We start from the raw sequence: 7,768 nt of genomic DNA, 5'->3' as shown, positions 1-7,768 counted from the left end.
CTACAGTCTTGATTTTTGCTTCTTTGTATTAAGACAAAGAAGAATAAAAAATCTGGGTAAGTATACCGGAGTCCCCCAACTTTTTCGCTTGATCCTAGAACACGAAAAGAGAACAGCTTGCAAACAGCTGCATTTCCAACACCACCTGCGATAATCCTGCCGCCCGGCAGATAACAACCCGAACCCATCGTTTTAATGCCATTTCACTGTCTTCTTATTTTAATTCACACCCCCCCGCATATCAATGTAGCATTAAATCCTTATTTTTATATCACTAAATGGTGATATCTATAGGCAAAAAATTTAGATCAAGTACAAAGACAAACAGAAAGGCAAATGAAAGAACAGACCTGGACTAAAAATCTCCAAAGCATGGGCCGGTGGTTAAAAAAATGCACACTGACCGGTTACAAACTAACAATCTTAGTATTACAACTCCTGCTGCTGCCCGGCTTGAGTGCCCGGGCACAGTTCCATGCACAGCGCAAACAAGAGCTGAAAGCCAACAGCAATTGGTTTTTAGGCGAGCATCGCATAGACGCAAACCAGGAGCCGCCGGTAAGCATAGAAGCACCCGAGTATTACCCGGTGGCCCAAACGTATGAAGGCAGTGGTCCTTTTGAAACAATATCGGCCGGCGTTCGGAGCACCAATGTAATCCCCGTATCCGATCCGAATACAGGGCAATTCCTGTTTATGGTATTTGCCGACCGGGTTTATAACCGCAACTTCGAAATGATGCCCAACGGGGAGTTCGATGCCTCGACTTTCGATCCGGCTACATCTGATAAACATATCGCCGTTGCCCCTTTTATCAGCGATACCAATCGTTACTATATCTTTAACCTTGGGCCCGAAGGTACAGGTCTGGTCTATTCGGTAATGGATAAACGCCTGCAAGGCGGCCTGGGTGATATCGAGCCTGACGCAAAAGCCATTCCGCTAAGACAGTGGCAATATAGTTCGTCGAAGCAGGAAGTTATCGGCATCGTTCCAGGTAACAATTGCGATCTCTGGTTGCTGATCGCCGAAAACCTGATTTCAGAAAGCAGTTTCAACATCTATGCATACCGGATCACGGAAAACGGCGTCACACCCAATCCTATAACAACCACTATCAACAAAGCGCTCCGGCCACAGATGATATGGGACTACCAGGTATCGCCCGACCGGAAGACGATTGCCAGTATCAGCCTGCACACACCCGAAGATACCCTTACCCGGAAAGCGTCCCAGGCCAACTTTTTGAGTTTCAATCCTGAAACAGGCGCTGCAGGCCAAAGTCACCTGCCCGCTATCGACATCCCCCTGAAAGAATTCGGACTGAATGTTCATGGTAGTTTCACACCGGATAACGGCTATTATATGATCAGCAATAACGACTATCGCGCAGACCGGAAACTATACCTAAGGCGGTACGACCTAAGCGCCTATGCTAATCATTACAATGAAGAAGAAGTGCCCTTTGCCCTCAATTACCTGATCCTACGCGAACAGGAGAAAGGCGGGTGTTTAAGTGTACCACCCACCATTTATTTTAAACCTTACCACAACAACCTTTATTTCAATATCCCCTTCGGTAGAAAAGAAGGTTGCCCGGGAGCCGATGGTACAAAGATCGTCGCTAAGGATCTGACCGCGATCAGGAGCCTCACGCCACAAGGTGGCCGGGGCTGGGACGTCAACAGCTTTAGCACAGACGAGATCATGCTTTCGGCCAAGAACCGCTTCCATATCGGCTGCGATATAGTATACCCCTACACCCCTGCCGATACCTTACCCGATATCTACCTCGATTCCGTATTCTGCTTCGATCCAACTACCCCTTTCCCCCAGCTAACACTCGAAGCCAAAGCAGGCTACACCAATTATGTATGGAATGATGGCACTACCGGCCCTACGAAAACGGTAACCCAATCGGGCACCTACTGGGTTTATTATACAGGCCCCTGTAATACCCGCGTAGATTCCTTCAGGCTGCGGTTCCGGGAAAGGAAACGCATTATGCCTCCTGACACGGTGATCTGCGATCAGCGTTTCCCGTTTGATGTCCGGATCGGCAGGGCGGAGTTTTATCTCTGGGATGATAATTCTACGGCGCAGGACCGCAGGATATTCAAGCCCGGCACGTATTCCGTTATCTTCGAAGCCCTGGGCTGCAAACAGTACGACACCCTTCGTGTAGGCGGCATGTTGTGCCCCTGCAATGTTTCGGTACCCAATGCATTCAGTCCCAACAATGATGGCCTGAACGACTACTTCAAACCCGTTATGGGCCTGGGTTGTGTGCCGGCACAGTACAGCCTGCGTATCTATAACCGCTGGGGCCAGCTCGTTTATAAATCCAATAACGAATTCGACAGGGGCTGGGACGGTAGAACGGATAACGGCACACCTGCCGATATAGGCAGCTATTTCTACGAACTCCGGTTCAACACGCCCTACAGAACCGACAACTATTACCATAAGGGTGAGCTGATCCTGGTACGATAAGCACAATAAACCAGGGACAATACGCAGGGAGCGATATCGATGCAGGAAATACAACCCAATCACCCGATTAATACGAAGCTACAATCCATGAAAACCATATTCCACGCCTTGTTACTCGCGCTCTTTACTTTTGGTACCGCCTGTAACAGCAACAAAAACAAAGTACAAGCTATGACAACCACCTATGCGGAAATCAAACGGCAGGTGTTGAACAGGTTCAATATGCTGTTATCCGAAAAGCGGTTGACCCGGCAAGAGTATATAACTTACAGCCAAACCATTATCGAAGACATAACCTTTTGCGCAAACAATACCGATACGGCTTTGATAAAAAACCGGCTCCTGTCCGGTCTGAAAAAGCTAAAAACAGCAGAACTCGATACCGAAGACCGGGAAGCCATCGCAAACTGGTACCTGGTGCTTGCGCAAACGGTTAAAATCGACATGAAGGGCGACTTAAATAAATGGTTATATAACTTTGCCCCCGAGTAGGAGCAGAGATGCAGTATGGACTGCAGCTCATATGATCCGGGGAGCCGGTAAAACCGCAAACATGAAATTATTCAGCAAAATATTCAATTCCGGCAGGGCGAGCGATCCCGGAGCATTGACGCGGATAACAAGAACCGAGGTGCTCGAAGGTTTTGCCATCCCGGGGATCATCAACAATATGCAGTATCATTTTACCAACCTGCAGGTATACAGCGACGGGCTTATCTATTGTTGGGAAATGGTAGACCTGGCGATGTTCAAACAAAAACTGGACCAGGGCTGGGTTGTTACCGCTATTCCCGACGGAGCGGCAATCTCCATCTTTGGCCTCGGGCATTGGTATATCGAACAAGGCGTATGGCTACACACGAAAGCGACTTTATACCAGTATGTTTATGCACTGGTAAAACAGCTTAACCCAGCACTTGAAAACCTGCAAAACTGCCACGGCAGCAGTACCAGGAAAGTAGGCAATATAAATGTTGCGAAACATAGTATACCCGATGCCAAACCCTTCTACCTGGATAATCCGGGTACGGTTTTTCCCGACAGGATTCATGGAGCGCAATTTCATTGCTTCTACCGGGATACGGATACCAAAACTTACCTGGCCCAATTATCCCTGTACGAAAGCGGGCGTATCGAAATAACCAATCTGCCCGGGCAAAAAGTTTTTTCATTTGAGGATATCCGGGAACTAGTCGATAAAAAAACGATCACCACCACCTTAGATCCCGGAGAAACAGTGACAATACTGAATTTAGGATCGTTCAAAATAGTATCGGGAGCAGGGGTTGATATCCTGGATAAGCTGAATGAGCTGACGGATAAATTCAGGGAACTTAACGGGCAGGAAAACAGCATAACCAAATGTGCAAGAATTTTTGAGGCGTACAAAGCAACACCTACCCTGCAATTAAAAAACGAGCTTAAGGAAGCCTACGAAGCCGTGCCAGAGCACCAGAGGATGTTCGTGGGCAACATGGATACGAAAGATTATGAAGTCCGCCAGGTTATTTATGGCGATAGCATAAAAAAGGAATGGCAAGAAGCTTATGGATTTCCTTACCCTTACGCCGATATGCCCAAACCCGTTGACGAATAACAGGACCGGTGATTGTTGAGCATCCCGATAGTAGTGCACCTGTCTGCTGATGCGTTCGTCCCTATATTACTCAATTCAATGGAAATAAATAGGGAGTGCTTAAACTATCCAGGGACAGACAAACACACCATAATGCCAGGTCCTTGCGGGCGAATGAGATCCCGTGAATTTCATATTTTTCCGCAACGTCGCGCCGCTGCGAGAAAAAATAAAAGCAGACAAGAAAATCTTGTCTGCTTCGGCAGTGGTCTCGACAGGGATCGAACCTGTATCTAGAGTTTAGGAAACTCCTATTCTATCCATTGAACTACGAAACCGCTCAGGGACGGCAAAGGTAAGTAATTTCCTTATTTAAAACGAAATGTTTGTACGAGATGTTCCATATCTTTTTTCATAAAGTCGCTGGCCGGTTTAAGGCTGTCGGCATTGGGAGTAACATTAAAATATAACGAGCCCCGGATAAAGTTCTTCTGTTCGTCGGTAATAAAGAACTGGTAGGACGAAGCTGCATTGCCCCCTACATAATAGTACACGCCAACAAGGCCGTTGGGTGTGCGGAACTGCGGCGTCTTGATATAGTCGGCACGGATATCGTGCGCATACGAAAGCTTGTAGGACTCGTCGATCAGCCGGTCCAGCGGTTCCTGCGGGGTAATGGCTTTATAACTCAAATATATAGTAGCATCCAGTTCGGGTACATCTACATTGATCCAGTAAGGAGAATGTTGCTCTTTGATCAGGTCGCGGTCCTGCGATATACGGCCATATACAGGAAACTCAAACGTAAACGGGAAACTGGTACTGTCAAACTGCCGGTACCGGTGTTCCGGCAGGTCGATCTTGAAATAAGCCCTGGGCTTGGGTACCGGCGGACTGGGCCTGCAGCCTGTTATAGCCATCCCGGCCAGTAAGACCGCGGGGATAATCATGTTCCGGTTCATCATGGTTCTGCCTGTATTGTAGGTTGCTTGAATTGTTTAAGTGCCGTATCGTTGGCCCGCTCTGCCGGAGCCGTATTCTGTTTAAGTGTGGTATCTTTTGCTGCACCGGCTTTCTTACTACTGTCTTTCGCCTGTTGGATCCAGGGCGGGCTGTTATCATCGATATCCTTTATCCCCTCTTTGGCTTTCAGGTTATTCAGTTTATCGATTACATGAGTATACAAAGTTTCGATTTGCTGGGGATGTTTACGGTACCAGCGCATCGCTTCATTAAACTCATCGAAGCTGAGCTGGTGGTGCTTCAGTATGGAAGCATAAAAAACGGCCAGGCTATCGTAGTTCTTATCAAACCTGTTGCCGGTAGTATCGCCCAGGCCCTGGCTATAGGTCTCGGCCAGGTGAATATCGAATATTACCGCTTCCATCTTGGCGGCAGGTATGGGCGGTTCTTCTTTGGGCGCCTTGCAGGATGCGAAAGCCGCCATCAAAATAACCAGGAAATAAGATACCGGTAGTTTCAAAAGAAAAATATTTACTGCTGCAGGTCATTCCTGACTACAGCGCTTCTGCTATTTTACACCCCTGTATTTGGGTATGTTGGGAACGTCCATTTTGGACAGCTGATCGATGTAATCCTTGCGTTCTTCTTTCGTGGCCTGCTGCAGTACGTTGACATACTCTGTAGACTTGGCATTAAAGAAAAACTGGAACAGGATAGAAGTCGGGTTATCGTTGTTGATTTTGGTAAGGGTTGGAATGCCATCCAGTATTACCTTGCGGCCTTCTTCCGGCTTCTGGCTCAGCACATCGAGCCCCAACCGGTGATACCGGTACCAATATGGCCTGAAGGCGTCGAAACGCGGACTCAGGATCTGATCGATCAGCCAATAGCGATTACGGTTGCCTTCGGCGGCTTTCCAGCCCCGGATGCTTTTGCCTTCTTCCGGAGCATTATTAACAATATTCAGCGCTCTTTTAAAATACTCATCCCCACCCTTGGGCGAAAAAGAGTCGTAATCGAGACCGAGGATAACATAGGAATAGTAAGCGATAATAGCAGTAAGATTAGAGGCCAGCGCATCGCTACCGGCAACCCGGTTGTCGTCGTACTGGAGGGTCTGGCTTTCGTCGAAGCGGAATACCACTTCGCGATCGATAAAGTTAACGGTAGGAGAATTATACCCGGAATTAAATATCGGGCGTGAAGCCTGGATATTAAGGGTTCCTTTGTAAATATTATCGTTGGGCGTGCGTTCGGTCAGGTTCAGGAAAAAAGTACAGTCTATTTTTTCCGATACTTTAAAGTTGTCATTGGTCCATTTGCGGTTGTTTACAAATTCGTTCAGCGATTTTTTCAAAGCCTGGAATACTTTCGGATCCACGTTCTGTATCCTGTCGAACGATACATCTACCTTGCAGTTCAGCTCCTGCGCCTGCAGGCGCACCGCAGCCATTAAAAGCAAAAAGAAAAAGAATTTACGCATTGTTATATTTTAAAGCGAGTACGCAATCTACAATACTTTTGGCAATTTCCTTTTTCGATTGCAACGGAAGCGCTGTTTGCGTACCATCTGCCGACAACAGGGTCACTTTATTGGTATCATGACCAAAGCCGGCGCCTGCTTCCTGCAGCGAGTTGAGCACGATCATGTCCGCGTTTTTAGCTTTCAGCTTTTTCAGCGCGTGTTCGAGTTCATTGTTTGTTTCCAGCGCAAAACCAACCACCGTCTGCCCGGCATTTTTTATGGCGCCCAGGTGTGCGAGAATGTCCGGGTTCTTTACCAGGGTAAGCTGCATGGTGTCCTCACTGCCTTTCTTGATCTTCTCCGCAGCTGCTTCCTGCGGCCTGAAATCGGCCACTGCAGCGGATAATATCGAAATAGCCGCCTCAGGGAAAAGCCGTTCGCAGGCATCATACATCTCCCGGGCGCTTACCACTTTATGCGTCGTGATGAGCGGGTGCTGTGTACTTTCTTTGCTGGGCCCCAGTACAAGATCCACGGGTATTCCGCGTTCCGCCAGGGCTTCCGCCAGGGCAATACCCATCTTACCGGTCGAAAAATTACCGATAAAACGTACAGGATCGATGGCTTCGTATGTAGGGCCCGCAGTAATCAGGGCTTTGGTATTCGGGGGAATGGCAACCGGCTGCTGTTCCGGTGCAAAAAAGTGTTCCAGCCAGGCTGCGATCGTTTCGGGTTCGGCCATACGTCCCGGCCCTGTAAGCCCGCTGGCCAACGGACCGCTTTCCACCGGGATCAGGTGATGCCCGTAGGATTGCAGCTGTTGTACATTGGCCCTGGTAGCCGGGTGCAGCCACATATCCTCGTCCATAGCCGGGGCAAACACAACCGGGCAGGCAGCCGAAAGATAAATGGCCTGTACCATATTGTCGCAAAGCCCCTGCGCCATTTTGGCCAGGGTATTGGCGGTACAGGGAGCAACCAGCAACACATCGGCCCAACGGCCCAGGTGCACATGATTATTCCAGTGCGCACCATTGCTTACGGCGTAAAATACCTCTTTGGTGGAAACCGTGGCGAGCGCCAGCGGTGTTACAAAATCCTTGGCCGCTTCCGTCATAACGACCTGCACTTCAGCGCCGGCCTTGACCAATAAACGCACCAATTGCGGCGTTTTATACGCCGCAATGCTACCGGTGACGGCAAGTATTATCTTTTTGTCTTTAAGAGACATAGTAGAATCGCTCAAATGCCAATTAGCCTATGGCAGGCCC

At 48.5% G+C, this 7,768-nt stretch carries 7 protein-coding genes and 1 tRNA gene; 3 read left to right on the top strand and 5 right to left on the bottom strand.

What is annotated here, in order from left to right; all coding sequences use genetic code 11:
• The first annotated feature begins 336 nt into the window (after window positions 1-336).
• The 3 genes from B0I18_RS24710 to B0I18_RS24700 all read left to right on the top strand — a co-directional run bounded on the left by B0I18_RS24710 (window position 337) and on the right by B0I18_RS24700 (window position 4,090).
• A complete protein-coding gene (locus B0I18_RS24710; protein WP_106525455.1) occupies window positions 337-2,493 on the top strand; it encodes a T9SS type B sorting domain-containing protein in 2,157 nt (718 codons plus the stop codon).
• Between the two features lie 87 nt (window positions 2,494-2,580).
• Entirely contained in the window at window positions 2,581-2,985 is a 405-nt protein-coding gene (locus tag B0I18_RS24705) for a DUF4844 domain-containing protein (protein WP_181358611.1), read from the top strand.
• Window positions 2,986-3,046: 61 nt separating this feature from the next.
• Window positions 3,047-4,090 (top strand): DUF7638 domain-containing protein, encoded by a 1,044-nt coding sequence (locus B0I18_RS24700; RefSeq protein ID WP_106525453.1) that lies wholly within the window; start codon window positions 3,047-3,049, stop codon window positions 4,088-4,090.
• Between the two features lie 245 nt (window positions 4,091-4,335).
• Here the strand turns inward: B0I18_RS24700 and B0I18_RS24695 are convergent.
• The 5 genes from B0I18_RS24695 to coaBC all read right to left on the bottom strand — a co-directional run bounded on the left by B0I18_RS24695 (window position 4,336) and on the right by coaBC (window position 7,728).
• A tRNA-Arg gene (locus B0I18_RS24695) sits at window positions 4,336-4,407 on the bottom strand.
• A 30-nt stretch (window positions 4,408-4,437) separates the two neighbouring features.
• Window positions 4,438-5,034: a gliding motility lipoprotein GldD gene (gene gldD / locus B0I18_RS24690; protein ID WP_146146869.1), complete on the bottom strand. Its 597-nt coding sequence runs from the start codon at window positions 5,032-5,034 to the stop codon at window positions 4,438-4,440.
• Window positions 5,031-5,552, bottom strand: a complete 522-nt coding sequence (locus B0I18_RS24685) for a DUF4296 domain-containing protein (protein WP_106525451.1) — start codon at window positions 5,550-5,552, stop codon at window positions 5,031-5,033. The genes gldD and B0I18_RS24685 overlap by 4 nt, the downstream gene beginning before the upstream one ends.
• A gap of 48 nt (window positions 5,553-5,600) precedes the next feature.
• Window positions 5,601-6,515: a type IX secretion system protein PorD gene (porD, locus tag B0I18_RS24680; protein ID WP_106525450.1), complete on the bottom strand. Its 915-nt coding sequence runs from the start codon at window positions 6,513-6,515 to the stop codon at window positions 5,601-5,603.
• Complete coding sequence (gene coaBC, locus B0I18_RS24675) at window positions 6,508-7,728, bottom strand: bifunctional phosphopantothenoylcysteine decarboxylase/phosphopantothenate--cysteine ligase CoaBC (protein ID WP_106525457.1); 1,221 nt, start codon at window positions 7,726-7,728, stop codon at window positions 6,508-6,510. The genes porD and coaBC overlap by 8 nt, the downstream gene beginning before the upstream one ends.
• Window positions 7,729-7,768 lie beyond the last annotated feature (40 nt).

Source organism: Taibaiella chishuiensis (genome assembly GCF_003014535.1).
GTDB classification, from domain to species: Bacteria; Bacteroidota; Bacteroidia; order Chitinophagales; family Chitinophagaceae; genus Taibaiella; species Taibaiella chishuiensis.
Note: the sequence above shows the minus strand (reverse complement) of the source record. Positions and strands in the feature narration are given on the sequence as shown.

Coding starts and splice junctions, on each gene's coding strand:
- B0I18_RS24710 (WP_106525455.1), top strand. CDS start 337: ATGAAAGAACAGACCTGGACTAAAAATCTCCAAAGCATGGGCCGGTGG.
- B0I18_RS24705 (WP_181358611.1), top strand. CDS start 2,581: ATGAAAACCATATTCCACGCCTTGTTACTCGCGCTCTTTACTTTTGGT.
- B0I18_RS24700 (WP_106525453.1), top strand. CDS start 3,047: ATGAAATTATTCAGCAAAATATTCAATTCCGGCAGGGCGAGCGATCCC.
- gldD (WP_146146869.1), bottom strand. CDS start 5,034: ATGATGAACCGGAACATGATTATCCCCGCGGTCTTACTGGCCGGGATG.
- porD (WP_106525450.1), bottom strand. CDS start 6,515: ATGCGTAAATTCTTTTTCTTTTTGCTTTTAATGGCTGCGGTGCGCCTG.
- coaBC (WP_106525457.1), bottom strand. CDS start 7,728: ATGTCTCTTAAAGACAAAAAGATAATACTTGCCGTCACCGGTAGCATT.